The organism is Labedaea rhizosphaerae, from assembly GCF_004362825.1.
GTDB lineage: Bacteria > Actinomycetota > Actinomycetes > Mycobacteriales > Pseudonocardiaceae > Labedaea > Labedaea rhizosphaerae.
The window spans coordinates 108272-134187 of sequence record NZ_SNXZ01000010.1; the positions used below are offsets into that span (position 1 = coordinate 108272).

The following is a 25916-nucleotide window of genomic DNA, read 5'->3' on the forward strand; positions in this document are numbered from 1 at the left end:
GGTTTTGCGCAATCCTGAATTGCCCGACATTGACCCGGGCGGGCGTGAACGAACAAGGTGGAGTGCGATTCCCGGCTGCCGAATCCGGCCGCGAGCCGAAGCCAAGGAGAAGACATGGACACTGCCGTTGTCGTCGTGGGTGCGGGTCCGGCCGGCCTGATGCTCGCCGGTGAGCTGCGGCTCGCCGGCATCGACGTCGTGGTCGTGGAGAAGCTCGCCGAGCCGACGGGTGAGTCCCGCGGCCTCGGGTTCACCGTGCGCACCATGGAGGTGCTCGACCAGCGCGGCCTGCTGCCGCGCTTCGGTGACCTGCCGACGACCGGTCAGCACCACTTCGGTGGCCTGGCCCTGGACCTGAGCGTGCTCGACGGCGCCCACCTGGCCAACAAGACAGTGCTGCAGTCGCAGACCGAGGCCGCGCTCGAGGCGTGGGCCACCGAGCTCGGCGCCGAGCTGCGTCGCGGCCACGAACTGGTGTCGGTGACGCAGGACGACGACGGGGTCGACATCGAGGTGTCCGGCCCGCGAGGTGGCTACCGGATGCGGTGCGCCTACCTGGTGGGCTGCGACGGCGGCCGCAGCAAGGTGCGCAAGAGCGCGGGCTTCGAGTTTCCCGGCACCGCGGCGACGATGGAGATGCTCCTGGCCGACGTCCGGGGCGTGCAGCTGCAACGCCCCGACGAGCGCCGGTACGGCGAGACGGTGCCGGGCGGGCTGGTCATGGGTGGCGACCTCGGCGGCGGCATCACGCGGATCATCATCTGCGAACGCGGCCGGGCGCCGAAGACCCATCGCAGCGGCCCGCCCGCCTACGAGGAGCTCGTGGCGGCCTGGAAGCGACTTACTGGTGAGGACATCTCGGCGGGCGTCCCGGTCTGGACCAGTGCGTACGGCGACGCGTCCCGGCAGGTGTCGAACTACCGGAAGGGTCGCGTGCTCGTCGCGGGCGACGCGGCGCGCATCCACCTCCCGGCCGGCGGGCAGGGGATGAACGCGAGCATCCAGGACTCGGTGAACCTGGGCTGGAAGCTCGCCGCCGTGGTCCGCGGGAGCGCGCCGGATGCGTTGCTGGACACCTACCACAGCGAGCGGCACCCGGTGGGGGAGCGGCTGCTGACCAACACGCAGGCGCAGGGCCTGCTGTTCCTCGGCGGTTCCGAGGTCCAGCCGTTGCGCGACGTCTTCGCCGAGCTGATCGAGTACGAGAACGTCAGCAGGCACCTGGCCCGCATGGTCAGCGGGCTGGACATCCGCTACGACGTCGGCGCGGGCGACCACCCGCTGCTGGGCCGCCGGATGCCCCACGTCGACCTCGCCGACCAGGACCGCAAGACCAGCACCACGGAGTTGCTGCGCCCGGCGCGCGGGGTGCTGCTCGACTGCGCCGACGACGCCGCGTTGCGCACGGCCGCCGCCGCATGGGCGGACCGGGTGGACGTCGTCACCGCGGCGCCGGTCGACGGTGGCGCGGACAACCCGTTGCGGGGCGCCGACGCGTTCCTGCTCCGCCCCGACGGCTACGTGGCGTGGACGAGCGGCGGCGAGACCGGCGTCGCCGCGGCGCTGGAGCGCTGGTTCGGTCCCGCCTGAGCGTCGCCTCCCACCGCACCGCCCCGAACACGAGGAGCACCATGGATTCCACGGTTTCCACCGTCTTCACCGACGTCGAGCTCGCGTACCTGACCAGCCAGCACCTCGCGCGGCTGGCCACGGCGCAACCCGACGGCACCATCCAGATCAACCCGGTCACCTTCCGGTACAACCACGCCACCGGCACGATCGACATCGGCGGGCGGCACATGGCGACGAGCCGGAAGTTCCGCAACGTCCGCGACAACGGCCGGGTCGCGTTCGTCGTCGACGACCTCCGGTCGGTGGACCCGGTCTGGCAGCCGCGGTGCCTGGAGGTCCGTGGTCAGGGCGAGGCCCTCACGCAGGCCGCCGACTCGGCCTGGGCCGGGGTGGCCAACGGCTGGGACGGCGCGATCATCCGGATCCGCGCGCGGCGGGTCATCAGCTTCGGCATCGACGAGAACGACCCGCCGTTCACCAGTCACCGCCGTGACGTGGGATGAGCGGGCCCCCGCTGCTAACGCAGAGCAAGAGCGCCAAATGATATTGGTCCATCCGGGTGGCAATGCGTGAGATGATATTTCCACGACTTGGTACGGAGGCTACGTGACCAGGCAGCCTCGCTGATTTCACAGCGTCACCTCGGCATGTGCAAAAGCCCACGCCAGGCATGATCTTGTGCCCTCCAGTCTGGGCGCACTAGAGTCGCGGACAGGTGAAAACCGGGGATGTGTCCGTGATTCTTTGAGGATGGTGCGCATAGGCTGACCGCCGGATATCGACGTAATTCCATTCTGATTAACCGGCCGCGAAACACTCGGCGGCAGTAACAACGTTTTTCTTGATCAATAGCTCTTTTCGGTGAGCTGGCGCAGCCGGGCCCGGTCCCGTCGGGTCCGCGCGTCGGCTTGCCGGTTTCGGCGCGTCAAGGGGGTCATGGCAATCGTGCGCGACGCTGGTTCGACTGGACGAAGCGACGCCAGGGACACCGGGGAAATCGAGATGGTGCCCGTCAGCGAGCCGCTGCCCGGGTACTCACCGCGCGTTCGGGGCGAGGACGCGGCGCATGTGCGGAACCTCGCGAACACCGGCGATCCGTTGCCGCCGATCGTGGTGCACCGCACGACGATGCGCGTGGTCGACGGCATGCACCGGCTCGAGGCGGCCCGGGCGCGGGGTGATCGCGAGATCGCCGTCGAGTACTTCGACGGCAGCGCGCAGGACGCCTTCCTGCGTGCGGTGCGTGCGAACGTGACGCACGGCCTGCCGCTGTCCCGCGCCGATCGCGAGGCCGCGGTGAAGCGGATCATCGAGTCGCACGCGGGCCTGTCCGACCGTGCGATCGCGCGGGTGGCCGGGCTCAGCCCGTCGACCGTCGCGGCCATCCGCAGGCGTTCGACTGACAAGGCCGCGCAGTCGAACAGCAGACTCGGCCGCGACGGCAGGACACGGCCGGTGAACGCGGTCGAAGGCCGGCTGCGGGCGGGCCGGTTGATCGCCGAACGCCCGGACGCCTCGCTGCGCGCCATCGCGCGGGAGGCGAAGGTCTCGCTGGGCACCGTGCAGGACGTGCGCAAGCGGATGGACCGCGGCGAGGACCTGGTCCCCGCCAAGTTCCTGTCCCGGCAGGCGGCTACGCCGCGGGCGGGGAAACCGGCCGACGGCGGGGAAACCGGCCTGCCGGCGTTGTACGTGCTGCGCCGAGACCCGTCCTTGCGGATGTCCGAGCCCGGCCGCGCTTTGCTGCAGTGGCTGGGGGTCTGCGCGCGTGACCACGAACGCGAGCAGATCGTCGACGCGATTCCGGAGCACTGCCTGGAGATCGTCCTCGAACTGGCGAACAGCTGCGCGGAGACCTGGACGCAACTGCGTCACGACATCGAGCGGCGGGTGCGGGGCAGCTCCGCATCCCGCGGGGGTGGGTGAGCCGCTCGGCCCACCCACCCGCGCCGCCGGGTCCGCTCAGCCGACCGGGTAGCGGTACCGCGGGGTCAGCTCGATGCGGTCCATCCGCCAGCCGCCGTCGGTGCGCACGACGCCGACCCGGGCGCCGACTGCGGTCACGCTGACCGCCGGCACCTCGGGCACGCCGCCGACCAGCACGCCGATCACGTTGGCGTGCGCGGTCGCGCGGTCGCCGTCCAGCTCGATGCTCAGGCTGCACCCGTTGTGCTGGGTGGACTTGTAGGAGACGTTGAGGGCACGGGTGGAGTCGATGACCGCCTGCGCGCCGGTGATCGGTTCACCGCCGGCCATCACCAGCGCGATGTCCTCGGTGTACAGGTCGCGGGCGGCGTCGAAGTCCTTGTCGTCCATCGTGCGCCAGTTCCGGGCGAGGAGTTCGGAGATCTCCGCTCGGTCCGACAGCTCGCGCAGCAGCGCGTCCTGTGCGGTCTGGAAGGTGCTCGTCATCGGTTGGCTCCCATCGGGGCTCGTGGTGCGCCCGGCCGAGGTGCACCGGCCGGGCTCGCGGACAGCCCGCCGGGCTGGGCGGCGCTCCTGGTGACCATGGCGCAATTGGCGGTCGCCGGGCAATCCGTCTGCCATTGATTTGCATATCTTTGACAAGTATCTGACGTTTACCGGATGGGGCGACAAAGACGACTGGTCGCCCCATCGGGTCTTGGCTACACTGCGAATCAGGGGCGATTCAGCCAAGGCAAATTGGCGTGATGAGGTGAAAGAACCCTTATGTTTGGCCCGGTGAGACCAATGCGTTGCGGTAGCCGGCCGATCGCGGATTGGTCGTCGGAGGATAGCAGGGAGATGGTCGGGGAGCCACGAAGCTCGGTGAGTTTTGTTGTGATTTTCCTCGTTTCAGTTGACCAGACGATGGGGACGGATCGGCAATGGAAATGAGGACGAGTTCGAGCGCGACGGCAACCATCGCGCGACCGTTACGGGTGCTGATCGTGGAGAGCCAGTCCGATGACGCGACGGCGCTGGCCAGGAGCCTGGCCCGCTACGGCCACGAGACGTTCACGGTCGGCTCCGGCGCCACGGCCATCGAGACGTACGTCGACGCCGAGTTGATCCTGCTGGACCTCGAACTGCCGGACATCGACGGGCTCGAGGTGTGCGCGCGGATCCGGGCCGCCAGCGACACCCCGATCATCGCCTTCACCGGGGGACAACTGGACCGGGTCCTCGGCCTGCAGGCCGGTGCCGACGACTGCCTGGACAAGCCGTACGGGTTCCGCGAGCTGCTCGCCCGCATCGACGCGGTCATGCGCCGGTCGAGGATCGGTGTGGTGGGTAGGAGCGCCTTGCCGGGCACCGGCGCGAGTACGGCGCCGCGAAATGGTGCAGGTGGTGCCGGCCCGGCCCGGCCGCTGCCGAACGGCTCCCACGATCACGGGCCGAACGCGTCCGCGGCGAAGCCGGGGGTGGACGAGCACGTGCTGCGGCACGGGTTGCCGGGGCCGCGCGAGAGCGTCGAGTCATGGCACGGGCCCATGCCGCCCGCGCGCAAGCACCCGGAGCCGACCGGCGACCCGGCGGGGGATGCCGGCGTTGCGCGCAACGGGGCGAACGGCCCCAAGGAAGGCACGCTGACCATCGGCTCGCTGACCATCGACACGGCGTTCCGGCAGGTGCGCGTGCGCGGCAAGACCGTGGAGCTGACCCGCAAGGAGTTCGACCTGCTGCACTACCTGGCCACGAACTCCGACACCGTGATCACCCGCAGGCGGCTGATGGCCGAGGTGTGGGGTGACCAGTCGCCGCACGCGGCGAGCGCGCAGGCCAGCCGCACCATCGACACCCACGTCAGCTCGCTGCGCGGAAAACTCGGCGAAGGCGGCTGGATCCGCACGGTGCGCGGGGTCGGCTTCCGCTTCGACAACGGCCGGTGATTGCGGCGATGTGAAATTTCGCCAACTCGGTTCGGCCGGTCAATTGACGCTTTCTTGTGAATCCTTCTGTTGAGTCCCCGGTGTGCATCGGTCATTCTCGAAAGCGCACGGAAAACGATTAGCGACAGACGGTGGAGGGGAGAGCGCGTGGACGCTCCGGTCATTGTCGTGGGCGCCGGGCCGGCCGGCCTGATGCTCGCGGCCGAATTGCGACTCGGCGGGGCCGAGGTGCTCGTACTGGAAACCCTGGCCGAGCGTTCCGGCGAATCCCGTGGGCTCGGTTTGTTCATCCGCACGATGGAGGTGTTCGACCAGCGCGGGCTGCTGCCGCGCTTCGGCAACCCGCAGAGCAGCCCGCTCGGCCACTTCGGCGGCGTGCCGCTGGACTTCTCCGTGCTCGGCGGCGCGCACCTGGCCAACCGCACCGTGCCGCAGTCGCAGACCGAGCAGGTGCTCGAGGAGTGGGCGACCGAGCTGGGTGCGGAGATCCGGCGCGGACACGAAATGGTGGGGCTGCGCCAGGACAGCGACGGCGTCGAGGTCGAGGTGTCCGGTCCGGACGGTCGCTACCGGCTGCGCAGCCGCTACCTCGTGGGCTGCGACGGCGGCCGCAGCAAGGTGCGCAAGGCCGCCGGGTTCGACTTTCCGGGCACCGAGGGCACCATGGAGATGTTCCAGGTCGACCTGCGCGGCGCGGACGTGCGCGAGCGGGAGATCGGCGAGAAGGTGCCCGGCGGCATGGTCATGGGCGGCCCGCTCGGCGACGGCGTCTTCCGCATCACGATCTGCGAGCGGGACAACCCGCCCAAGGTGCGGACGGAGCCGCCGTCCTTCGCCGAGGTGACCGCCGCGTGGAAGCGGCTCACCGGTGAGGACATCTCGCACGCCACCCCGGTGTGGATCGGCGCCTTCACCGACGCCACCCGCCTGGTCACCGAATACCGCCGCGGCCGGGTGCTGCTCGCCGGGGACTCGGCGCACATCCACCTGCCCGCGGGCGGTCAGGGCATGAACACCAGCATCCAGGACGCGGTCAACCTGGGCTGGAAGCTCGCGGCGATCGTGCGCGGGTCCGCGCCGGAGTCGCTGCTGGACACCTACCACAGCGAGCGGCACCCGGTGGGGCAGCGGCTGGTGATGAACACCCGTGCCCAGGCCCTGTTGTTCCTGCGTGGCGAGGAGATGCTGCCGCTGCGCCAGGTCCTCACCGAGCTGGTCGGGTTCCGCGACGTCCACCAGCACCTGGCCCGGATGGTCAGCGGGCTGGGGATCAGCTACGACGTCGGCGGCGGGTCGCACCCGCTGCTCGGCGCGCGGATGCCGCACCAGGAACTGGTGTCCGCCGACGGCAAGACCAGCACCACGGAGTTGCTGCGCCCGGCCCGGGGCGTGCTGCTCGACTGCGCCGACGACGCCGGGCTGCGCCGGGTCGCCCAACCGTGGGCGGACCGCGTGGACGTCGTCACCGCCACCCCGCACGGCGCGTCGGAGTGCTCGATCGACGACACCGCCGCGCTGCTCATCCGTCCGGACGGCCACGTGGCCTGGACCCCGGAAAGTAACGACGACCTGCCCGCCGCGCTCGAGCGCTGGTTCGGCGCAGCCTGAAAGGAGTTCCACCGATGTACAGCACGTTGATCGTGGGCCGGATGGACCCGTCCACCACCGACGAGGTCGCCGGCCACTTCAAGGCCTTCGACCAGACCGAGATGCCGCACCTGATGGGCACCCGGCGCCGGGAGCTGTTCGTCTACAACGACCTCTACTTCCACCTCCAGCAGTTCGACGACGACCACGACTCCGAAGAGGCCATCCGCAAGGCCATGCCCCACCCGCTGTTCATCGACATCAGCGCCAAGCTCAACGCGTTGATCGACCCCTACGACCCCAAGACGTGGACCAAGCCGATGGACGCCATCGCCAAGAACTTCTACCTCTGGCACCCCTGACCGGCAGGCGACGGCCCGGCCCGCCCGCGGGCCGGGCCGTCGCCGTGTATCGCCGTGTCCATCCCCTTCCGCCCCAAGCAGAAAGGCCGCCATGGGCACTCGACCGATCGCGCTCCTGCTCCCCGGGCAGGGCGCGCAGCACCCGGGTATGGGCGTGGAGCTGTACGGCGCCGAGCCCGCCTTCACCGCCGCGATGGACGAGCTGTTCACCCTCATGGGCCCGGAGGGCGCCCGGCTGCGCGCGGACTGGCTTGCCGACGAGCCGCAGGTGCCGCTGGACGACGCCTCGCGGGCCCAGCCGCTGCTGTTCGCCCTCGGCTACGCGCTCGGTCGCGCCTTGGCTGAGCGCGGCATCCGGCCCGCGGTCCTGCTCGGCCACAGCGTCGGTGAACTGGCCGCCGCCGCACTGGCCGGGGTGTTCGACGCGCCGGCGGCAGCGCAGATCATGCTGGCCCGCACCGCGGCGATGGCGACGGCCCCGCCGGGTGGCCTGCTGGCCCTCGCCGCGACGCCCGCCGAGCTCGAGCCGTGGTTCGACGCGGGCGCCCACTCCGACGGCATGGGGATCGGCGCCCTCAACGCGCCGCGCCAGACCGTGCTCGCCGGCCCGGAGCCACGGTTGACGATCATGGCGAAGGCGTTGCGGGACAGCGGGATCAGCGGCCGCCGGGTCGGCTCCCGTCAACCGTTCCACTGCCCGGCCGTCGCGGACGCGGCCGTGCTCTTCGAGTCCGGGTTCGCGGGGCTCTCCCTACGCCCGCCGCGGCTCCCGATCTGGTCGACGCGCACGGCGAAGCCGGTGGCACCGCACGAGGCCGTGACGGCGACGTTCTGGGCTCGGCAGCTGGCCGCGCCGGTGCTGTTCTGGCCCGCGCTGGACGGGCTGCTCGGCACGGGCGAGTTCACCCTCGTCGAGGCGGGGCCGGGCAAAGGGCTGTCCATGCTGGCCCGCCGCCACCCGGCGGTCCGCGGCGGGCGCAGCGAGGTCGTCCCGTTGCTGCCGGCGGGTGCCGCCGGGACCGCCGACACCTTCCACGCCGCCATCGCCCAGCTCACCAACTGAGCCAAGCCCTGAATGGCCCATTCAGGACGCCCAGCGTCCCGAATGGGCCATTCAGGGCAGTGCGGCGCGGGTGGCGGGGACGACCTCGGCGGCGAACCGGTCGACCTGCCGGTCGTAGTCGGACTCCGGCCAGAACACGAACCCGTTCATCCCGTGGTCGTGGGCGAGCCGGACGAGCTGGTCCACCCACTGCGCGGGCGAACCCCGGAACGGCTGCTCCGACTCCGGTCCGACGACACCGGCGATGTTGTAGACCTTGCGGATCGATCCCGGGTCGCGCCCCGCACGCCGGGCCGCCGCGTCCACTCGGGCCGACGCCGGGCCCAGCCGGTCCAGGTCGAGGTGCAGCAGCGACGGCTGCCACCCGTCCGCCTTGGTCCCGACCAGCTCCAGCATGCGGGGACCGTTGGCCCCCAGCCAGATCTGCAGTCCGGGACCGGGCCGCGGACCGGGTTCGAGGCCGTCCACCTGGTAGAACCGGCCGGTCACCCGGACCGACGGCGCGTCGCTCCACAGGGCACGGATCACGTCGATCGACTCGGACAGGGCGTGGACCTGGTCGATGCCGGTTCGCCGCGGGCCGCCCATGGCGACGATCTGGTCCCAGAACGCCCCGGCGCCGAGGCCGAGCCGCAGGCGGCCGCCGGTCAGGACGTCCAGGCTCGCGGCCGACTTCGCCAGCACGGCCGGTGGGCGCAGCGGCAGGTTGGCCACGGTCGGCACGAAGGCGACCCGGCTCGTGCGGGCGGCCAGGTAGGTGAGCAACGTCCACGTGTCGTAGTGGGCCGGGCGGTACGGGTGGTCCTGGATGGTGATCAGGTCCAGCCCGGCTCGGTCGACACGTTCGGCCGCCCGCAGCGGGGCGGCCGGGTCGGCGTGCGACGGGTCGACGTTGGCGCCGAACAGCACGGGCAGGGTCATCGGCGGTCTCCTCACGGGGTCATGCGCTGTACGGGCGTTTCACCCGGGCTTCGCGCAGCGCGACCGCCCACCAGACGAGCTGGTCGAGCATCGCCTTCGCGGCCGCGTCGCAGGTCTCGTCCTTCGGCCGGCCGTGTTCGTCGAACGTGCCCGCGCCGTGGAAGCTCAACGTGTCCCGAATGGACACCGCGTGCAGCTCGCCGAAGACCTGGCGCAGTTGCTCGACCGCCCGCAGGCCACCCGACCGTCCGCCGTAGCAGACGTAGCCGACCGGTTTGGCCCGCCACTCCTCGAGGTGCCAGTCGATCGCGTTCTTCAGCAACGCGGGGAAGCTGTGGTTGTACTCGGGGGTCACGACGACGAACGCGTCCGCGGCGGCCAGGCGCGGGCTGAGCGAAGCCATGGCGGGGGACGGCGGCCAGGTGGGTCTGGTCATGGGCAGCGGCTGCTCGGCCAGGTCGACGACGTCGAGGGTCACGTCCGGGCATTGCTTGGCTTCGCCCGCGAACCAGTTCGTCACCACGGGGGCGAAGGCGCTGCCCTGGGCGCTGCCGACGAGCACGGCCAGGCGGACGGGCTCTTCCAGCATCATCTTCCTTTCCCCGCGGGGTGGTGCCTGCGCCAGGAGAGCACGGCGTGCCCGGATCGGCGCCAGGGTTCGCCACGACCGAGAGTCCACTGTGGAGGTCGCCAGCCCGCGCGTTCGACCGAAGGGCCAGTGGACCGGGTCGCCGCGGCGGCGGCCAGCAGCACCACGGTGACCGCGGCCAGTTCCGCGTCGTCGGGATTCCCCTTGACCACCCTGATCATTGCGGTGGGTTGCCGTGCTTGCGGGCGGGCAGGTCGGCGTGCTTGGTGCGCAGCATGGCCAGGGCCGCGGCCAGCACCGCGCGGGTCTCCCTCGGGTCGATGACGTCGTCGATGAGCCCGCGTTCGGCGGCGTGGTAGGGGTGCATCAACTCGGTCTTGTACTCCTTGATCCGCTTCTGCCGCACCGCCTCCGGGTCGGCCGCAGCGGCGATCTCCTTGCGGAAGATGACGTTCGCCGCGCCGTCCGCGCCCATCACCGCGATCTCGTTGGTGGGCCAGGCCAAGGTGAGGTCCGAGCCGATGGAACGGGAGTCCATCACGATGTACGCCCCGCCGTAGGCCTTGCGCAGCACCAGGGAGATCCGCGGCACGGTGGCGTTGCAGTAGGCGTACAGCAGTTTCGCGCCGTGCCGGATGATCCCGTCGTGCTCCTGGTCCACGCCGGGCAGGAACCCGGGCACGTCGACGAGGGTGATCAGCGGGATGTTGAACGCGTCGCAGAACTGCACGAACCGCGCGCCCTTCTCGCTGGCCCGGATGTCCAGCACCCCGGCCAGCGTCGCGGGCTGGTTGGCCAGCACGCCGACCACCTGACCACCGAGCCGCGCCAGCGCGCACACCAGGTTGGGCGCCCAGCCGGCGTGCACCTCCAGGTGGTCCCGGTCGTCGACCAGTTCCTCGATCACCGCGCGGATGTCGTAGGACTGGTTGGGGTTGGCGGGCACGAGACCGAGCAGCGCGTCCGTCGGCCGGTCGGCGGGGTCCACCGCGGGCGCCGACGGCGGTAGCTCGCGGTTGTTGGCCGGCAGCAGGGAAAGCAGGTACCGCACGTCTTCGAGGCAGCTCTGCTCGTCGTCGTGGACGAAGTGTGCCACGCCCGAGGAGCCGGCGTGCACGTCGGCGCCGCCGAGCGCGTCGTGGCTGACCTGCTCGCCGGTCACCGCCGTGACCACGTCGGGGCCGGTGATGAACATCTGGGCGACGCCACGCACCGCGAAGACGAAGTCGGTGAGTGCCGGCGAGTACGCCGCCCCACCGGCGCACGGACCCAGCATCACGCTGATCTGCGGGATCACGCCGGAGAGCCGCGCGTTGCGCCGGAAGATGCCGCCGTAGCCGGCGAGCGCGGTGACACCCTCCTGGATCCGGGCGCCCGCACCGTCGTTGAGCGACACCAGCGGCGCGCCCGCAGCCTCCGCCATGTCCATGATCTTGTGGATCTTCGCGGCGTGCGCCTCGCCGAGCGAGCCGCCGAAGATCCGGAAGTCGTGGGCGTAGACGAAGACCGTCCGGCCGTGCACCGTGCCCCAGCCGGTGACGACGCCGTCTGTGTAGGGCCGGTTGGCCGCAAGGCCGAACCCGGTGGCCCGGTGCCTGCGCAGCGGGTCGACCTCGGTGAACGAGCGGGGGTCGAGCAGCAGGTCGATGCGTTCACGCGCGGTCAGCTTGCCCTTGGCGTGCTGGCGGTCGGTCGCCGCGGGGTCCCCGCCCGCCCGTGCGGCTTCCTTCAGCGCCGCCAGTTCGCTCAGGCGGTCGGCGACCGCGGGGTCGGGGTGTGACATCAGCATGGTTCACCGCCGGGAGGTTGGCGAGGGGTGGGCGGGGTCAGCCGAGCAGCGAGCCGCCGCTGGCGTCGATCACCGCGCCGGTGATCCAGCGGGCGTCGTCGGTGGCCAGGAACGCCACCACGTCGGCGATGTCGGTGCTCTGGCCGATCCGCTTGAGCGCCGACATGCCCGCGATGTGCGCGGCGATGTCCGGGTCGGCCAGCATCGGTGAGGAGCCGTTGTCGGTCACGCCGGGCACCACGCTGTTGACCGTGATGCCGCGGGGACCGAGGTGCCGGGCGAGGTGGAAGGTGAGCTGCTCGACCGCGCCCTTGCTCATCCCGTACACGACTTCCTGCGGATTGCTGAATCGCGTGATGCCCGAGGAGATGTTGACGACCCGGCCGCCGTCGGCCAGCAGGCCCAGGGCACGCTGCACGACGAAGAACGGCGCCTTGGCGTTGACGGCCATCACCTCGTCGAACGCCTCAGGTGTCACCTCTTCGGGCAGCTGCACGGACTTCGTGCCCGCGTTGTTGACCAGAATGGACAGTTCCGCGGTGCCGGTGCGCTCCTTGAGACCGCGCTCCACGCCGTCGAACAACCGCTCCACGGCATCGGGTTCGCCGAAGGTGGCCTGCACGGCGAACGCACGGCCGCCCTCGGCCTCGATGCCGGCCACGACGGCCTTCGCGGCCTCGACGTCCGTCGCGCAGTGCACCGCGACGAGCGCGCCGTCGCGGGCCAGCCGCTCGGCGATCGCCCGGCCGATGCCGCGGCTCGATCCGGTGACCAGGGCCGTCCTGTCAGCCAGCTTGCCCACGTCGTCCTCCTGTCGTGCTGGTGGTGTGTTGGGGGAGGGCCGGGCCGAACCAGCGCGCCAGCGCGGTCTCGAGCTCGGCCCGGGTGCCGTCCACCCAGGCGAGGTGGCCGTCCGGGCGGACCAGGGCCGCGCCGAACCCGGGCGCGTCGTCGGCGATGGCGGACACCGCCCGCACCCGGTCCGCCCACGGCTGGGCCACGTCCCGGATCCCGGGGTCGCCGGTGAGGTCCAGCAGCACGCCGGTCCCCTTGCGCAGCAACGAGAATGTGGTGTGCCCGCCGCCCAACCGGTGGAAGGGCAGCGGTGCGCCCAGCAGCGGGTGGGTGCTCGGCCCGACGTCGTAGCGGGTGTCCAGGCCGCTGACCATCGCGGCCACGTGCGTGCGCGCGGGTTCGGTGGCCAGCAGTTCCGCGAGGACCGCGCGCGTCGCGTCGACCCGCCGGTCGCCGAACAGCAGCAAGGCCTGCGCGGCGACGTTGGTGAGCACCCGCGCGCCGACCGGGTGCCGTTCGTCGTGGTAACTGTCCACAAGGGACTCGCTGCCATGCCCGCGGACGCGCGCGGCGAGCTTCCAGCCCAGGTTCGCCGCGTCCTGCAGGCCGAGGTTGAGCGCCTGCCCGCCGGAGGGCAGTTGGCGGTGCGCGGCGTCGCCGGCGAGCAGCACCCGGCCCTGCCGGTAGGCGGCGGCCTGGCGCCGGGTGTCGCCGAACGCGTTGAGCCACACCGGGGTGGCTGCGCCGATGTCCTCGCCGGTGACCCGCGCCCAGGCCGCGACGATCTCGGCGAACGCGGGCTCCTCGTCGCGCCGGCGGGGAGAGGAACCGAACTCGTGCACCATCACCCGGGTCAGGCCATCCGGGTAGCGGTAGGCGGTGGCCAGGCCGTTCTCATGCCGCTCGAAGCGCCGGTCGGGTATCTCGATGCCCCTCAGGTCCGCGCGGATCAGCTCGATGGTGGCGTCCGCGCCGGGGAAGGCGAACCCGGCCAGGCCGCGCACCGCGCTCTGCTCGCCGTCACACCCGACCAGGTACTCCGCCTGCAGCCGGTGCGTCCCGGTCGCGGTGGTCACCTCGGCCTCGACACCCGCGGCGGTCGCGGTGAGCCCGGTGAGCTCGTGTCCGCGCCGCACGTCGGCACCCAGGCCGGTGGCCCACCGCCACAACAGCTTCTCGGTCTCGGCCTGCGGGAGCTTCCACTGCCCCGGGTAGAGGCCGGGCAACATCAGGTCGAGCGGGATGCCACCGAAGTGACCGTGGGGCAGGTTGGGCAGGGTGCCGAGCCCGTCCAGCAGCCCGCGCTGGTCGAAGAACTCCATGGTGCGCGCGTGCAGGGCCGATGCCCTGGACTCGGTGGTGGGCTCGGTCAGCTTCTCCAGCACGGTGACCCGCACGCCGGCCAGGCGCAGCTCCCCGGCCAGGAGCAGGCCGACCGGGCCCGCGCCGACCACGACCACCTCGGTCCCTTCGGTGTCCCGCACGGCCATCAGCTCCGCTGCTCGGCGTAGTCCTTGGCGTGGTTGAGGGTCGCGCGGCTGTTGCCGCCCAGGGCGTTGCGCACGAACTCCTTGGCCTGCGCGACGTCCGCGTCCGGACCGAGCACCTTGGTGATGTTGTCCGTGTTGATGACCACTGTGTGCTCGGCGATCGCGGTGACGCCGTTCTCGTGCTCGCGCAGCTCCCAGTACCCGGTGTGCAACGCCATCAGCGCGGGCAGGGTGGTCTGCTTGTAGACGATGCGCTGGTGCGGGAAGCAGACCCGGACCGACTTCGTGGTGTGCGTCGAGCCGTCCTTGGTCCGCGTGTCCATCTCCAGGATCTGCAGGCCGGGGGTGTCCTCGCGCATGTCGACCCGCGCCACGTGCGGCAGCCGCTCGGTCCACTGGTCGGCCTCGTAGATGAACTGGTAGACGTCCTTGGCCGAGCCGGCCACCTCGACCGAGTCGGTGAACGACATCAACAGGTCCTGCGGGGTCGTGGCGGCCCGCTCGATGTTCTCCTTCAGCGCGCCGAGTTCCTTGCGGCTGTTGGTGTCCACGGCCTTGTCGATCCAGGCCAGGCTCGCCGGGTCGTCGTCGATCGCACGGTAGTCGTGCAGCAGCCGGACCCGACTTTCCTTGTCCGACAACGGTTCGATCACCCACGCGCCGCCCATCGAGGCCACCGGCGGCGGCGACACCTCCTGGCGGAAGTCGATGCGCCGGTCGCGCGGCTTGAGCCAGCGCCGCGACGTCCAGTTCTTCGCCTCGCCGTTCGCGGTCGCCCAGATCCGGATCCGCTCCTGGTCCGCGGAGCGCTCGACGTGGTCGACGAAGATGGTCGGCGGGAAGAGGCGAGGCCAGTTCTCCACCTCGGCCAGGTACCGGTAGATCTGGTCGGCGGGCGCCTGCACGGTGATCTCGTGCTCGACCTCGCGAACATCCTGCTGCGGCATGGTTTCTCCTCGTTGTCCCGGAGCTTGCGGTGCGCGGGCGGGTGGCCGGGCCGTGCACGCCCGGCCACCCGCGCCGGATCAGAAGTTGCCCAGTATCAGAAGTTGCCCAGGCCACCGCAGACGTTGAGCGCCTGGGACGTGATGGACGCGGCCGTGTCGGACACCAGGTAGCCGACCAGGCCGGCGACCTCCTCCGGGGTGGAGTAGCGGCCGAGCGGGATCTTCGCCTGGAACTTCTCGAGGATCGCCTCCTCCGTGGTGTTGTACGCCGCCGCGTAGCGCTGCCGGGTCGCCTGCGCCATCGGGGTTTCCACGTAGCCGGGGCAGACCGCGTTCACGGTGATCCCGGTCGGGCCCAGCTCGTTGCCCAGCGCCTTGGTCAGGCCGACCACCCCGTGCTTGGAGGCGGAGTACGGCACGCCGAGCACGACCCCCTGCTTGCCCGCCGTGGAGGCGATGTTGATGATCCGCCCGCGGTTCTTCTCCCGCATGCCGCCGGTGGTGAGCACCTCCCGGGTCATCAGGAACACGCTGGTCAGGTTGGTGCTGATGACGTCGTGCCACAGCTCGTCCTCGATGGTGGCGGTGACGCCGCCGCCGGTGCGCCCGGCGTTGTTCACCAGGATGTCCACCGGGCCGTAGCGGTCGACGGCGGCCTGGACGAACCCGCGGATGTCCTCGGGGGAGCGGACGTCACAGCTGGTCCCGTCGACGTCGAAACCCTCCTCCTGCAGGCTCTTGACGGTCTTCGCCACGTTGTCGGCGTTGCGGGCGCAGATGAACACCCGGTGTCCTTGCCCGGCAAGGGTCCTGGTGACCGACAGGCCGATACCGCTGGTGGCTCCGGTGACGAGGGCGACGCGCTGCTCTTGGGTCGGCATTCTCACTCCTAACGGGTTCGGTGCGGTCAGGCGGCGTCGACGCCGAGCAGCCGCGTGTTGACGATCTCGAGCAGGGCCCTGGGCGTGGGGGCGTCGTTCAACGCCTCGTCGCCGAGCGTGATGCCGTACTCGCGTTCGATCCGGCCGCCGGCCTCCAGCAGCGCCAGCGAGTCGTAGCCGAGGTCCTCGAACTCGGTGTCGAGGATCTGGCCGTCGAGGTCGACGCTCTCCTCCTCACCCGCGCACGCGCGCAGCACCGCTTTCAGTTCCTCGATCGTGAATTTGCGTTCCTCCATGCCTTTCCTCCTCCTCGTCGGTCACGCCGACCGCACGACCATCGCCGCGTTGAACCCGCCGTACCCGCGCGCCAGCACGAGCGCCGAGCGCAGGCGGGCGGCGCGCGGTGCCCCGGTCACCAGGTCCAGCGCGTAGGCGGGATCCGGGGACGTGTTGACCGTCGGCGGGATCACCCCGTCGCGGATGGCCAGCAGCGCGGCGGCCACGTCCAGCGGCGCGGCCCCGGAGTACAGCCGCCCGGTCATCGTTTTCGGTGCGGTGACGGGGATCCCGTGCGGACCGAAGACGGCCGCGAGGGCGTCCGCCTCGATCCGGTCCAGTTCGGGCACCGCGGCGGCGTCGGCGAACACGACGTCGATGTCGGCGGGCGCGGCGCCCGCGTCGTCGAGCGCCAGCTCGATGGTCCGGCGCAGCCCCGGTTCGCCGCCGGTGCCCGGCTTCGGGTCGAACGTCGAGGCGTAGCCCGCGATCTCGCCGTACACCCGGGCGCCACGGTCGCGCGCCGCCTGGGCCTCCTCGAGCACGAACAGCGCCCCACCCTCACCGGGCACGTAACCACCGGCACGCGCGTCGAAGGGCAGGTACGCCCGGTCCGGGTCGTCCGCCGTGCTGATCCGGCCGCTGGCGAGGTGGCAGATCCAGCCGTAGGAACAGATCGAGGCGTCGATGGCGCCGGTGACCGTGACCGGCGTGCCCTTCCTGATCTGCCGCCGCGCCTGCGCGATCGCGTCCAGGCCGCCCGCGTGGTCGGACACCAGGGCCGCGCTGGGCCCCTGCATCCCGTTGCGGATGGAGATCTGGCCGGTGTTCACCGCGTAGAACCACGCGAACGACTGGTACGCGCTGACGTACTTGCTTCCCTTGCTCCACAACGCTTGCAGCTCGTTCTGGCCGAACTCGAAACCGCCGGACGAGCTGGCCGTGACCACCCCCATGTCGTAGCCGGACAGCTCGTCGGGCCGCACGCCCGCGTCGGCCAGCGCCCAATCGGCGGCGACGAGCGCGAGCTTGGTCATGTGGTCGGTCTGGGGGAGCAGCCGGCTCGGCAGGTGCTCGCTCGCGACGAACCCCGGCACCTCACCGGCGAGCCGGGCCGGGTAACCGGACGGGTCGAACCGGGTGACCCGCCCGATGCCGCTGCGCCCGTCGCGGGTCGCCGCCCAGTAGTCCTGCGTGCCGAGGCCGTTGGGTGCGGTGACGCCGAGCCCGGTGACCACCGTGGACACTGTGGACACAGCCGTGCCATTCATCGGTCCGCGGCCCTCCTCACCAGGTCACGGGCAGCTCGGCCGGCCCGCGGAAGCGGCGCTCGGTGTGCCAGCGGATGGACTCGGGCGCGGCGTTGAGCCGCAGCCCCGGGAACTTCGTGACCAGCCCGGTCAGCACGATGTCCAGCTCGACCCGGGCCAGGGCGGCGCCGAGGCAGAAGTGCAGCCCGTGACCGAAGGCCAGGTGCGGGTTGTAGCGGCGCGTCAGGTCCATCTGGTCGGGCCGCTCGAAGACCGTGGGGTCCTTGCTGGCCAAGGCATCGGAGACGATGACGAGACTGCCGGCGGGCACGTGAACGTCGCCGATCATCACGTCCCTTGTGGCCGCCCGGAATCCGGGCGTGATCACCGACGGGTGCAGCCGCATCAGCTCCTCGGACGCCGCGGCCACGCCCGCCGGGTTCGCGGCGAGCTTGGCGTACTCGTCCGGGACCAGCAGCAACGCGTGGATGCTCTTGGTCATCTGGTTGGCGGTGGTCTCGTACCCGGCGGGCAGCAGGAGCACGCTCAGGTTGACGAGCTCCTCCTCGCTCAGCCGCTCCTCGGCCCGCGCCGACACCAGCTCGCTGATCAGGTCTTCCTTGGGGGACTTGCGTTTCTCGGTGATGATGTCGGTGAGGTAGGCGCGCAGCTCGTTCACCGCGCGCAGCTTGTTCTCCGGCGGGTCGGCGGTGGAGGCGAGGATCAGCGACCGCTCCTGGAACCACGCCCGGTCGTCGAAGGACACGCCGAGCAGCTGGCACACCACCGTGATGGGCAGCGGCAGGCACAGCGTGTCGACCAGGTCGGCCGGCGGCCCCTGCTCGGCGAGGTCGGCGAGCAGCTCGTCGGCGATCTGCTGGATGCCCGGGCGCATGGCCTCGGTCCGCCTGCGCGAGAACGCCTTCGCGACGAGACCGCGGATCCGCGAGTGCTGCGGCGGGTCCATGTCGAGCAGCATGTCGCCGGTGCTGCTGGCGCCGGGCCCGGTGTAGTTGGTGCCCCGGGTCCGGAACACCTCCTGCCTGCTGAAGACCGGGTCGGACAGCACCCAGAGCGCCTCCTGGTATCGCGTCACCAGGTAGGCCTCCTGGCCCGTCGGGATGGTCACCAGGGTCGCCGGGCCGACCTCCTGGATGTCCCCGGCGGCCGGCGGTCGTGAGGTCGTGGTCATCGGTTCTTCCCTTCCGCGGCGAGCACCATCGCGCTCTGGAATCCGCCGAACCCGCTGGCGACCGTGAGCACCGTGTCCGTCTGCTGCTCGCGCGCGGTGACCGGCACGTAGTCCAGGTCGCACTCCGGGTCCGGGTTGTGCAGGTTGGCCGTCGGCGGGACGACGTCGTTCTCGATGGCCAGCACCGACGCCGCCACCTCGATCGCGCCGATCGCGCCCAGCGAGTGGCCGACCATCGACTTGATCGAGCTGATCGGCACGCGGTAGGCGTCCGCGCCGAGGCTGCGCTTGAACGCGGCCGTCTCGTGCCGGTCGTTCTGCTTGGTGCCCGACCCGTGCGCGTTGAGGTAGTCGAGGTCGGCGGGGTTCGTGCGGGCCTCGGCCATCGCGACCCGGATCGCCTCGGCCATCTCGCGCCCGTCCGAGCGCAGCCCCGTCATGTGGTAGGCGTTGCAGCGCCCGGCGAAGCCCTTGATCGTGGCGTACACGTGCGCGCCCCGCCGCCGCGCGCCCGCCAGGTCCTCGAGCACGAACATGGCCGCGCCCTCGCCGAGCACGAACCCGTTGCGGGTCGCGTCGAAGGGCCGGGAGGCGTGCTCGGCGTCGTCGTTGCGTGGCGTCGTGGCCTTGATCGCGTCGAAGCACGCGAGCGTGATCGGCGTGATCGGGGCGTCGGTGCCCCCGGCCAGCACCACGTCGGCCGAGCCCTCGCGGATCAGCTCCGCGCCGTAGCCCACCGCGTCGACCCCGGACGTGCAGCCGGTGGACACCATGGTGACGTGCCCCTGCGCGCCGACCGCCCACGCCGTCTCGGCCGCGATCGAGCTCGGCACGAAGAAGTTGTAGAGGTGCTTCGCGGCGTAGTCCGGGTCGAGCAGGTCGAGTCGGCCGTCGTCGCTGGCCACCCGGTACTCGTCCTCGAGGCCGATCGACGCGCCGATCGCGCTGCCGATGGTGACGGCCACCCGCGTCGGGTCTACTTCGGACAGCTCCAGCCCGCTGCCCTCGACCGCCTCGCGGGCGGTCACCACGGCGAACTGGGCGGCACGGTCCATCCGCCGGATTTCCTGCGGTCCGAGCCCGTGGGCCTCGGGGTCGAAGTCGGCCTCGGCCGCCACCCGCGAGCGGAACGGCGCGGGGTCGAAGGCGGTGACCAGCCGAGTCGCCGTCCGGCCCTCGCTCAGCAGCGCCCAGAAGTCCTTGACGCCGATCCCGCCGGGCGCGACGACGCCGATGCCGGTGATGGCCACTTCCCGCCCGCTCACGCCGACCACCGCGGGGCGCGGAAAGCATTGAGCAACGTGCTGTACATCAGCGAAAACTCCTCGGTTCTCTTTCGGGAGTGAGCCGGACGAATTCCCCGGATCGGGGCGGCCTCTACCAACGAGCTTTGCGACGGCCAGGAAAATAGTCAACGCCGCTTTGTCAGAGCCTGTTCAGGATTGTGTCAAAGCCGAGGACGACATCACGGCTTGCGGGCGACCCACGCGTAGAGGAACACCTTTTCCGAATCGGCGGGCAGGGCACCGTCGGGGCGCCAGTAGGGCATCTGGACCACGCCCGGGTCCACCAGGTCGAGCCCGTCGGCGAACCGCGCGACCTGCTCGGCGGTGCGCATGGCCACCGGCTCGCCGGCGTCGGCGGAGATCCGCTCGAGCTCGCCGGCGGTCTCCGGCGAGAAGTCCGCGGTGAACTGCGAGAACAGCACGTAGCTGCCGGACGCCAGCCGCTCGACGTACCGCGCGACCATGCCGTAGGGGTTGTGCTCGTCGCCGAACAGGTGCATCAGGCCGATGAGCATCAGCGCCATCGGCCGGTCGAAGTCGAGGAGTTCCTGCAGCTCAGGGAGGTCGAGGGTGCGGTCCGGCTCCCGGACGTCGGCCTGAGCCAGCGCGATCCGCCCGCCGCTCGCCGGCAACAGGGTGCGGGCGTGGCTGAGCAGGATCGGGTCGGAGTCGACGTACGCCACGCGGGCGTCCGGGTCGACGGCCCGCGCGACCTCGTGGGTGCTCGGCGAGGTGGGCAGGCCGGCGCCCAGGTCGAGGAACTGGCTGATCCCGACCTCGGCGGCGAAGCGCACGGCACGCTGCAGGAAGGCGCGGTTGGCCCGCACGACGCCGCGGATGAACGGCATCGCGGCGAGCAGTTCGTCGCCGACCTCGCGGTCGGGCGGGTAGTTGTCCTTGCCGCCCAGCATGTAGTCGTAGACCCGGGCGGAGTGCGGGATCTCGGTGTTCCACCCCAGCGGTGGCCCGGCGGTGTCGAGCGAGGAATTCTGGGTCATGCCACCGTTTCTACCGAGCGCATTGTTCGTTGTCCACGAATTCGCCGCCTTTACGTTCACTTGTAGTTCCTCTTGAAGTGCTCTGACGGTTTGCGGTATTGAAATCTGCCACTTCGGCCGGAAAGCTCCTAACCAACGTTCGCGACATTGTTGCGATTTCCTGGAAGGGGTGCGATGTCCGAGCACGATGACCCGGCGGCGTCGTTGATGCGGCTCCTGTGGGGCTACACGACCACCGGGCTGACCGTTGCCGCGCTGCGCCTCGGGCTCCCCGACCGGCTGGCGGACCGGACGCGGACCACCGCGGAACTGGCGGCCGAGACCGGCAGCCACGAGCCGTCGCTGAACCGGTTGCTGCGGGCCCTGGCTGCCATCGGCCTGGTCGACGAGGTCGAGCCGGGCCGCTACCGGTTGAGCGCCGTGGGTGCCCTGCTGCGCACCGCAGGCGCCGGCTCGATGTACGCCGTGGCCCGGGTGAGCACCGACGCGACGGTCGTCGACGGCTGGCGGGACCTGGACCACAGCGTGCGCACCGGGCAGCCGGTCTTCGACCGCGAGTACGGCACCGACTTCTGGACGCACCTGGCGCGTGACCCCGAGCTTTCCGCGCTCTTCAACGCGTCGATGGGGGAGGGCACGCAGGACACCGCGAACGCCATCGCGAAGCACTACGACTTCTCCCGGTTCGCCACCGTGGTCGACGTCGGCGGCGGGAACGGCACGCTGCTGGCGTCGATCCTCGCCGCCGAACCCGCCGTGCGCGGCATCGTCTTCGACAACCCGCAGGGCGTCGCCGAGGCACCCGCGGAGTTGCGCGCGGCCGGGGTGGCGGACCGCTGCGAGGTCCGCGCGGGCGACTTCTTCACCGACGTCCCCGCGGGCGGGGATCTCTACCTGCTCAAGAACATCCTGCACGACTGGGACGACGAGCGCGCCGCGCTGATCCTGGCCAACTGCCGCCGCGCCGTGCCCGACGGCGGCCGGGTCCTGCTCGTCGAGTCCGTCCTGCCCGCGCGGGTCGACCCGGCCGGACCGCCGGACGCCTACCTCATGGACATCAACATGCTCGTCAACTTCGGCGGCCGGGAGCGGACCGAGGCCGAGTTCCACGCGCTGCTGAGCGCCGCCGGGTTCACGCCGAGCCCGGCCGTCCAGGTGGGCGACGGCGAGGACTTCCTGATCGAGGGCCGAGCTCCCCAGGAGGCGCGATGACGACGCCGTCGCTCGACTCCGTGCACGCCGACCTGCTCGACTGCGTGCAGGCGAACCTCGCGGTGCTCGCCGACCACCACCACGGGCCGGGAACGCACCTCAACCTCGGCGCGACGTTGCGGTTCCGCTGGCACAGCGAGCCGAACGAGCTGCCCACGGTCGAACCGAGCCTGGCCGAACAGGTCGCGGCCGCCGAGGACCTGCTGGGCCTGGTGGTGCGCGACCGCGCGACGGTGACCGGCGCCGAACTGGTCGACGCGGTGCGGCCCGGCGACCTCGTCTACGTGGTCGCCGACGCCTACGAACTGCCCTGGGTGCCGTACTTCGGCCAGCGGCACCTGGACCACAGCTTCCTGCTGGGCGCGGACTTCACCGTCATCGACGCGTACGCCAACGAGACGCCGTGGGGCACCGCGGCGCCGGGGCGCTGGAAGCTCACCCGCGACCAGCTGGCCGTGCGGGAAGCCGAGGTCATCCACTTCGGCGGGGCGAGCGCCGGTCCGGCGCGGCCCGTGGTGTCGGTCGAGGACGCGTCGGTCGAGGGTTACCTCGCGGCCTACGACGCCGACCCCGACCGGCTGCGCGCACTGGAACGGCTGACCCTGGAGACCTGGCTGCTGGCCCGGTCCCGCAAGCTCCACGCCCGATTCCGTGAGCACGACGGCTTCCCGCCGGACGCCGAGCAGCGGGCGCACCTAGGCCGGTGGGACGCGCTGGTCGAGCAGACCTACCTGGCGTTCCGCCGCGTCGCCCGCGGGCGTGGTGAGCCGGCCGGCCTTGTGCGCCGCCTCGGCGAGATGCTCGACGCCGACCGCGCGGTGTTCGGCGAGCTCGTGAGCCCCGGCGGCAAGCCGTCGACCGTCCACAATGGCCCGTGCACGACCGAGGCGTTGCGCCGGGCGGTGGCGTCCGTGGTGGGGTCCGTGCTCGGCGTGCCGGACGCCCGGCTGCTCGACGGTGCCGAGTTCACCTCGTTGCCCCGGTTCAGCTCGTTCCGGCTGGTGGAGATCATCGAACGGCTGGAGGGCGAGCTCGGCGTCGAGCTGGACCCCGCCGATCTCGTGCCCGAGAACCTGCACCGCGTGGACGACCTGTGCCGGATCGCCCAAGGTAGGGAGCGGTGATGTTCGAGGAACCGTTGCTGCTGCACGACTTGCTCGACGCCGCCGCGCAGCGGTGGCCCGACCGGCCGGCGGTCACCGCCGACGGCGCCACGCTCACCTACCGCGAGCTGGCGGGCGCGAGCCGGCGGATCGCCCTGTGGCTGAACAAGGCGGACGTGCACTGCGGCATGCGCATCGTGGCCGTCACGCCGTCGAGCCTGCTGCAGCCGGTGCTGCTGTACGCCGCGTCGCGGATCGGTGCGGTGATCTCGTTGCTGCACGACCAGACCAACGAGCGCGCGCTGGAACACGTCCTGGACGACGGCACGCCGGTGCTGCTGGTCGCCGACGACCTCGCGGCCCCCGCGCAGGCACGCGGGATCCCCGTGGTCAGCGCCGCGGAGCTCACCGAGCACGTCCACGCCGAGGGCGTCCCCGACTTCCCGACCGACTGGCGGCCGCTGCCGGTCGACCCGCTGTTCCTGATCTACACCTCGGGCACCACGGCCCGGCCGAAGGCCGTGGTCAGCACGCACCAGCAGGTGGTGTTCGCGGTGCGGGCCATCCAGTCGGTGCTGTGCTACCGCGAGTCCGACGTCGTCTACTGCCCGCTGCCGATGTCCTTCGACTACGGCATGTACCAGCTCTTCCTCGGTGCTGCCGCCGGTGCGCACGTGTGGCTGGGCAAGCCCGCCGAGGTCGGTCCCGGCCTGTTGTCCAATTTGGACAGCGCGGACGCCACGGTGTTGCCGGCCGTACCCGCGGTGGCCGAGGCGCTGGCCCGGCTGGTGCGGCGGCGACCGGAGCAGGCGCCCGCGTTGCGCCTGCTGACCAACACCGGCGCCGCCATGCCCGCGCCTGTGCTCGCGACCCTGCGGGCGGCGATCCCGGGCCTGCGCGTGCAATTGATGTTCGGCCTCACCGAGTGCAAACGCGCCACCATCGCCCCGCCGGACGCCGACCTGGAGCGTCCGGGGACGTCGGGCCGGGCGCTGCCCGGCACTCTTGTGTTCACAGTGGACGAGTCGGGCCGGCGCCTCGGGCCCGGCGAGATCGGCGAGATCACCGTGCGCGGGCCGAACGTGATGGCCGGCTACTGGCGCCGCCCGGAACTGACCGCACAGCGGTTCTTCCTGCGCGACGGGCTGTTCCCGGAACTGCGCACCGGCGATCACGGCTGGCTGGACGAGGACGGCTACCTCTTCTGGGTCGGCCGGCGCGACGACCTGTACAAGGAACGCGGTTTCCGCGTGAGCGCGACCGAGGTGGAGGCCGCGGCGCTGCGGCTGCCCGAGGTGAGCTCGGCGACCGTGCTGCCGCCCGACGGGGACCGCCCGGCCGTGCTGGTGGCCGTCAGCGCGCGGACCGCTGAGGAGATCCTGACCGGGATGCGCCAGGAGATCGAGGAGTTCAAGATCCCCGGCCGCTGCGTCGTGGTCGACCGGATCCCGTTGACCGGCAACGGGAAGGTCGACCGCAAGGCGGTGGCTGCGCTGCTCGTGGAGGCCGACGGTGCGTGAACCGGAGGAGACGCCGGCCTACGTGTACGACCTCGCCGAGGTCCGCGCCAACCACGCCAACCTGCGCGAGGCCCTGCCCGAACCGTCCGGGCTGTACTACTCGCTCAAGGCCAACCCGCACCCCGCGCTGCTGCGCGAACTGCGTGCGCTCGGCACCCGGGCGGAGGTGTGCTCGCCCGGCGAACTGGACGCCGCGCTGGCCGCGGGCTGGGACGCCGGCGAGGTGCTCTACACCGGGCCGGGCAAGCGGATGACCGACCTCGCCCGCGCGTTGCGCCTCGGCGTGCGGGAGTTCTCCGTCGACTCGACCACCGGGCTGGACCACCTCGACGCGGCGGTCGCGGCGGCGGACTTGTCCGTGCGCTGCCTGCTGCGGATCAACGACGACCAACCGGCCGCCGGTCAGGGCCTGACGATGACCGGTGTCGCGTCCCAGTTCGGCGCCGACACCTCGTGGGTGCTGGCGCGCCCGGCCGAGTTCGCGGGCCGCGAGCACGTCGTCGTGCACGGCCTGCACCTCTACATGGGCACGAACCTGGACACGGTGGCCGCACTCACGGCGCAGTTCCGCCGTTCGGTGCGCACCGCGGTGCGCCTGACCGAGGCGCTGCGCGCACACGGCGCGGAAATCCGGGTGCTCGACCTCGGCGGCGGGTTCGCCGCGCCGTTCGCCAAGGCGGGCAAGGCGTTCGAGCTGACCGGGCTGCGGGCCGAACTGGAGCGGGTGTTCGACGACGAGGTGGCGGGCTGGCGCACGGGCACGCCCGAGATCGTCTTCGAGTCGGGCCGCTACCTCGTCGGCACGGCCGGAACGCTGCTGACCACCGTGCTGGACGTCAAGACTTCGCACGGCAAGGACGTGGTGGTGCTGGACTCGGGCATCAACCACCTCGGTGGGATGTCCGGGCTGCGCAGGCTGCCGCCGCTGGTGCCGCACCTGGTGTCCGAACAGGACAGTGCGGCGACCGCGGAGCTCGGCGATGTCATGGTGACCGGTCCACTGTGCACACCGCTGGACCTGTGGGCACGCGCGGCCCGGCTGCCCCGGGTGCGTCCCGGCGACGTGCTGGCGGTGCCCAACGTCGGTGCCTACGGCCTCTACGCGAGCCTGGTCGCGTTCCTCGGGCACCCGCTCCCGGTCGAGGTGGTGGTCGACGGCGACCACCCGGACCGGCCGCCGCAGCGGTCACGGCTGCACTTCGCTCGGCACGCCACCGGAAAGGAATGAC

25 protein-coding genes are annotated in these 25916 nt (G+C 71.4%); 11 read left to right on the forward strand and 14 right to left on the reverse strand.

Annotation, left to right across the window (positions count from 1 at the left end):
- Positions 1-114 precede the first annotated feature (114 nt).
- The 3 genes from EV186_RS36425 (at position 115) to EV186_RS36435 (ending at position 3498) form a co-directional block, all read left to right on the forward strand.
- The gene (locus tag EV186_RS36425) at positions 115-1590 is read left to right on the forward strand and encodes an FAD-dependent monooxygenase (RefSeq protein ID WP_133854089.1); all 1476 of its coding nucleotides are present in this window, start codon (positions 115-117) and stop codon (positions 1588-1590) included.
- A gap of 41 nt (positions 1591-1631) precedes the next feature.
- Complete coding sequence (locus tag EV186_RS36430; RefSeq protein ID WP_133854090.1) at positions 1632-2075, forward strand: PPOX class F420-dependent oxidoreductase; 444 nt, start codon at positions 1632-1634, stop codon at positions 2073-2075.
- A gap of 499 nt (positions 2076-2574) precedes the next feature.
- Complete coding sequence (locus tag EV186_RS36435) at positions 2575-3498, forward strand: ParB N-terminal domain-containing protein (protein ID WP_133854091.1); 924 nt, start codon at positions 2575-2577, stop codon at positions 3496-3498.
- Positions 3499-3534: 36 nt separating this feature from the next.
- Here the strand turns inward: EV186_RS36435 and EV186_RS36440 are convergent, their stop codons facing one another.
- Entirely contained in the window at positions 3535-3984 is a 450-nt protein-coding gene (locus tag EV186_RS36440) for a nuclear transport factor 2 family protein (RefSeq protein ID WP_166659502.1), read from the reverse strand.
- Between the two features lie 443 nt (positions 3985-4427).
- Here EV186_RS36440 and EV186_RS39720 point away from each other — a divergent pair, with 443 nt between their 5' ends.
- The 4 genes from EV186_RS39720 (at position 4428) to EV186_RS36460 (ending at position 8438) form a co-directional block, all read left to right on the forward strand.
- Positions 4428-5426 (forward strand): response regulator transcription factor, encoded by a 999-nt coding sequence (locus EV186_RS39720; protein WP_243754511.1) that lies wholly within the window; start codon positions 4428-4430, stop codon positions 5424-5426.
- A gap of 147 nt (positions 5427-5573) precedes the next feature.
- On the forward strand, positions 5574-7034 hold the full coding sequence (locus EV186_RS36450; RefSeq protein WP_133854093.1) for an FAD-dependent monooxygenase: 1461 nt from the start codon (positions 5574-5576) through the stop codon (positions 7032-7034).
- A 14-nt stretch (positions 7035-7048) separates the two neighbouring features.
- The gene (locus tag EV186_RS36455) at positions 7049-7375 is read left to right on the forward strand and encodes a TcmI family type II polyketide cyclase (RefSeq protein ID WP_133854094.1); all 327 of its coding nucleotides are present in this window, start codon (positions 7049-7051) and stop codon (positions 7373-7375) included.
- Between the two features lie 91 nt (positions 7376-7466).
- Positions 7467-8438, forward strand: a complete 972-nt coding sequence (locus EV186_RS36460; RefSeq protein ID WP_133854095.1) for an acyltransferase domain-containing protein — start codon at positions 7467-7469, stop codon at positions 8436-8438.
- A gap of 51 nt (positions 8439-8489) precedes the next feature.
- Here the strand turns inward: EV186_RS36460 and EV186_RS36465 are convergent, their stop codons facing one another.
- From EV186_RS36465 to EV186_RS36520, 13 genes are all read right to left on the reverse strand, one after another.
- A complete protein-coding gene (locus EV186_RS36465; RefSeq protein ID WP_133854096.1) occupies positions 8490-9359 on the reverse strand; it encodes an LLM class flavin-dependent oxidoreductase in 870 nt (289 codons plus the stop codon).
- 19 nt (positions 9360-9378) lie between these two features.
- Positions 9379-9948: an NADPH-dependent FMN reductase gene (locus EV186_RS36470; protein WP_133854157.1), complete on the reverse strand. Its 570-nt coding sequence runs from the start codon at positions 9946-9948 to the stop codon at positions 9379-9381.
- Positions 9948-10169 carry an acyl-CoA carboxylase epsilon subunit gene (locus EV186_RS36475; protein WP_133854097.1) on the reverse strand — a complete coding sequence of 74 codons (222 nt, stop codon included), beginning with the start codon at positions 10167-10169 and terminating at the stop codon, positions 9948-9950. Before EV186_RS36475 ends, EV186_RS36470 begins: the two co-directional genes overlap by 1 nt.
- On the reverse strand, positions 10166-11731 hold the full coding sequence (locus tag EV186_RS36480) for an acyl-CoA carboxylase subunit beta (protein WP_133854098.1): 1566 nt from the start codon (positions 11729-11731) through the stop codon (positions 10166-10168). The genes EV186_RS36475 and EV186_RS36480 overlap by 4 nt, the downstream gene beginning before the upstream one ends.
- Positions 11732-11774: 43 nt before the next feature.
- Complete coding sequence (locus tag EV186_RS39275) at positions 11775-12539, reverse strand: SDR family oxidoreductase (protein ID WP_166659503.1); 765 nt, start codon at positions 12537-12539, stop codon at positions 11775-11777.
- Positions 12523-14022, reverse strand: coding sequence for an FAD-dependent monooxygenase (locus EV186_RS36485; protein ID WP_166659504.1), 1500 nt, complete (start codon positions 14020-14022; stop codon positions 12523-12525). Before EV186_RS36485 ends, EV186_RS39275 begins: the two co-directional genes overlap by 17 nt.
- Positions 14022-14969 carry an aromatase/cyclase gene (locus tag EV186_RS36490; RefSeq protein ID WP_133854099.1) on the reverse strand — a complete coding sequence of 316 codons (948 nt, stop codon included), beginning with the start codon at positions 14967-14969 and terminating at the stop codon, positions 14022-14024. Before EV186_RS36490 ends, EV186_RS36485 begins: the two co-directional genes overlap by 1 nt.
- A gap of 95 nt (positions 14970-15064) precedes the next feature.
- Positions 15065-15850: a 3-oxoacyl-ACP reductase FabG gene (fabG, locus tag EV186_RS36495; RefSeq protein WP_133854100.1), complete on the reverse strand. Its 786-nt coding sequence runs from the start codon at positions 15848-15850 to the stop codon at positions 15065-15067.
- Between the two features lie 26 nt (positions 15851-15876).
- Positions 15877-16146 (reverse strand): acyl carrier protein, encoded by a 270-nt coding sequence (locus EV186_RS36500; RefSeq protein WP_133854101.1) that lies wholly within the window; start codon positions 16144-16146, stop codon positions 15877-15879.
- A 21-nt stretch (positions 16147-16167) separates the two neighbouring features.
- Positions 16168-17397: a ketosynthase chain-length factor gene (locus EV186_RS36505; protein ID WP_133854102.1), complete on the reverse strand. Its 1230-nt coding sequence runs from the start codon at positions 17395-17397 to the stop codon at positions 16168-16170.
- Between the two features lie 16 nt (positions 17398-17413).
- Positions 17414-18568, reverse strand: coding sequence for a cytochrome P450 family protein (locus EV186_RS36510; RefSeq protein ID WP_133854103.1), 1155 nt, complete (start codon positions 18566-18568; stop codon positions 17414-17416).
- A complete protein-coding gene (locus EV186_RS36515) occupies positions 18565-19833 on the reverse strand; it encodes a beta-ketoacyl-[acyl-carrier-protein] synthase family protein (RefSeq protein ID WP_279538359.1) in 1269 nt (422 codons plus the stop codon). The genes EV186_RS36510 and EV186_RS36515 overlap by 4 nt, the downstream gene beginning before the upstream one ends.
- A 200-nt stretch (positions 19834-20033) precedes the next feature.
- On the reverse strand, positions 20034-20852 hold the full coding sequence (locus EV186_RS36520) for an SAM-dependent methyltransferase (protein ID WP_133854105.1): 819 nt from the start codon (positions 20850-20852) through the stop codon (positions 20034-20036).
- A gap of 174 nt (positions 20853-21026) precedes the next feature.
- Here EV186_RS36520 and EV186_RS36525 point away from each other — a divergent pair, with 174 nt between their 5' ends.
- From EV186_RS36525 to EV186_RS36540, 4 genes are read left to right on the forward strand one after another with little or no spacing between them, the layout of a single operon-like run.
- Positions 21027-22064 carry a methyltransferase gene (locus EV186_RS36525; protein ID WP_133854106.1) on the forward strand — a complete coding sequence of 346 codons (1038 nt, stop codon included), beginning with the start codon at positions 21027-21029 and terminating at the stop codon, positions 22062-22064.
- The gene (locus tag EV186_RS36530) at positions 22061-23188 is read left to right on the forward strand and encodes an acyl carrier protein (RefSeq protein WP_133854107.1); all 1128 of its coding nucleotides are present in this window, start codon (positions 22061-22063) and stop codon (positions 23186-23188) included. The genes EV186_RS36525 and EV186_RS36530 overlap by 4 nt, the downstream gene beginning before the upstream one ends.
- Complete coding sequence (locus EV186_RS36535; protein WP_133854108.1) at positions 23188-24687, forward strand: class I adenylate-forming enzyme family protein; 1500 nt, start codon at positions 23188-23190, stop codon at positions 24685-24687. Before EV186_RS36530 ends, EV186_RS36535 begins: the two co-directional genes overlap by 1 nt.
- Complete coding sequence (locus EV186_RS36540) at positions 24680-25915, forward strand: type III PLP-dependent enzyme domain-containing protein (RefSeq protein ID WP_133854109.1); 1236 nt, start codon at positions 24680-24682, stop codon at positions 25913-25915. Before EV186_RS36535 ends, EV186_RS36540 begins: the two co-directional genes overlap by 8 nt.
- Position 25916: the final 1 nt, after the last annotated feature.

Excerpts from the sequence above, each read along its gene's own strand:
- EV186_RS36425 (WP_133854089.1), top strand. The coding sequence starts at position 115 with ATGGACACTGCCGTTGTCGTCGTGGGTGCGGGTCCGGCCGGCCTGATG.
- EV186_RS36430 (WP_133854090.1), top strand. The coding sequence starts at position 1,632 with ATGGATTCCACGGTTTCCACCGTCTTCACCGACGTCGAGCTCGCGTAC.
- EV186_RS36435 (WP_133854091.1), top strand. The coding sequence starts at position 2,575 with ATGGTGCCCGTCAGCGAGCCGCTGCCCGGGTACTCACCGCGCGTTCGG.
- EV186_RS36440 (WP_166659502.1), bottom strand. The coding sequence starts at position 3,984 with ATGACGAGCACCTTCCAGACCGCACAGGACGCGCTGCTGCGCGAGCTG.
- EV186_RS39720 (WP_243754511.1), top strand. The coding sequence starts at position 4,428 with ATGAGGACGAGTTCGAGCGCGACGGCAACCATCGCGCGACCGTTACGG.
- EV186_RS36455 (WP_133854094.1), top strand. The coding sequence starts at position 7,049 with ATGTACAGCACGTTGATCGTGGGCCGGATGGACCCGTCCACCACCGAC.
- EV186_RS36460 (WP_133854095.1), top strand. The coding sequence starts at position 7,467 with ATGGGCACTCGACCGATCGCGCTCCTGCTCCCCGGGCAGGGCGCGCAG.
- EV186_RS36465 (WP_133854096.1), bottom strand. The coding sequence starts at position 9,359 with ATGACCCTGCCCGTGCTGTTCGGCGCCAACGTCGACCCGTCGCACGCC.
- EV186_RS36470 (WP_133854157.1), bottom strand. The coding sequence starts at position 9,948 with ATGCTGGAAGAGCCCGTCCGCCTGGCCGTGCTCGTCGGCAGCGCCCAG.
- EV186_RS36475 (WP_133854097.1), bottom strand. The coding sequence starts at position 10,169 with ATGATCAGGGTGGTCAAGGGGAATCCCGACGACGCGGAACTGGCCGCG.
- EV186_RS36480 (WP_133854098.1), bottom strand. The coding sequence starts at position 11,731 with ATGTCACACCCCGACCCCGCGGTCGCCGACCGCCTGAGCGAACTGGCG.
- EV186_RS36485 (WP_166659504.1), bottom strand. The coding sequence starts at position 14,022 with ATGGCCGTGCGGGACACCGAAGGGACCGAGGTGGTCGTGGTCGGCGCG.
- EV186_RS36490 (WP_133854099.1), bottom strand. The coding sequence starts at position 14,969 with ATGCCGCAGCAGGATGTTCGCGAGGTCGAGCACGAGATCACCGTGCAG.
- fabG (WP_133854100.1), bottom strand. The coding sequence starts at position 15,850 with ATGCCGACCCAAGAGCAGCGCGTCGCCCTCGTCACCGGAGCCACCAGC.
- EV186_RS36500 (WP_133854101.1), bottom strand. The coding sequence starts at position 16,146 with ATGGAGGAACGCAAATTCACGATCGAGGAACTGAAAGCGGTGCTGCGC.
- EV186_RS36505 (WP_133854102.1), bottom strand. The coding sequence starts at position 17,397 with ATGAATGGCACGGCTGTGTCCACAGTGTCCACGGTGGTCACCGGGCTC.
- EV186_RS36510 (WP_133854103.1), bottom strand. The coding sequence starts at position 18,568 with ATGACCACGACCTCACGACCGCCGGCCGCCGGGGACATCCAGGAGGTC.
- EV186_RS36520 (WP_133854105.1), bottom strand. The coding sequence starts at position 20,852 with ATGACCCAGAATTCCTCGCTCGACACCGCCGGGCCACCGCTGGGGTGG.
- EV186_RS36525 (WP_133854106.1), top strand. The coding sequence starts at position 21,027 with ATGTCCGAGCACGATGACCCGGCGGCGTCGTTGATGCGGCTCCTGTGG.
- EV186_RS36530 (WP_133854107.1), top strand. The coding sequence starts at position 22,061 with ATGACGACGCCGTCGCTCGACTCCGTGCACGCCGACCTGCTCGACTGC.
- EV186_RS36535 (WP_133854108.1), top strand. The coding sequence starts at position 23,188 with ATGTTCGAGGAACCGTTGCTGCTGCACGACTTGCTCGACGCCGCCGCG.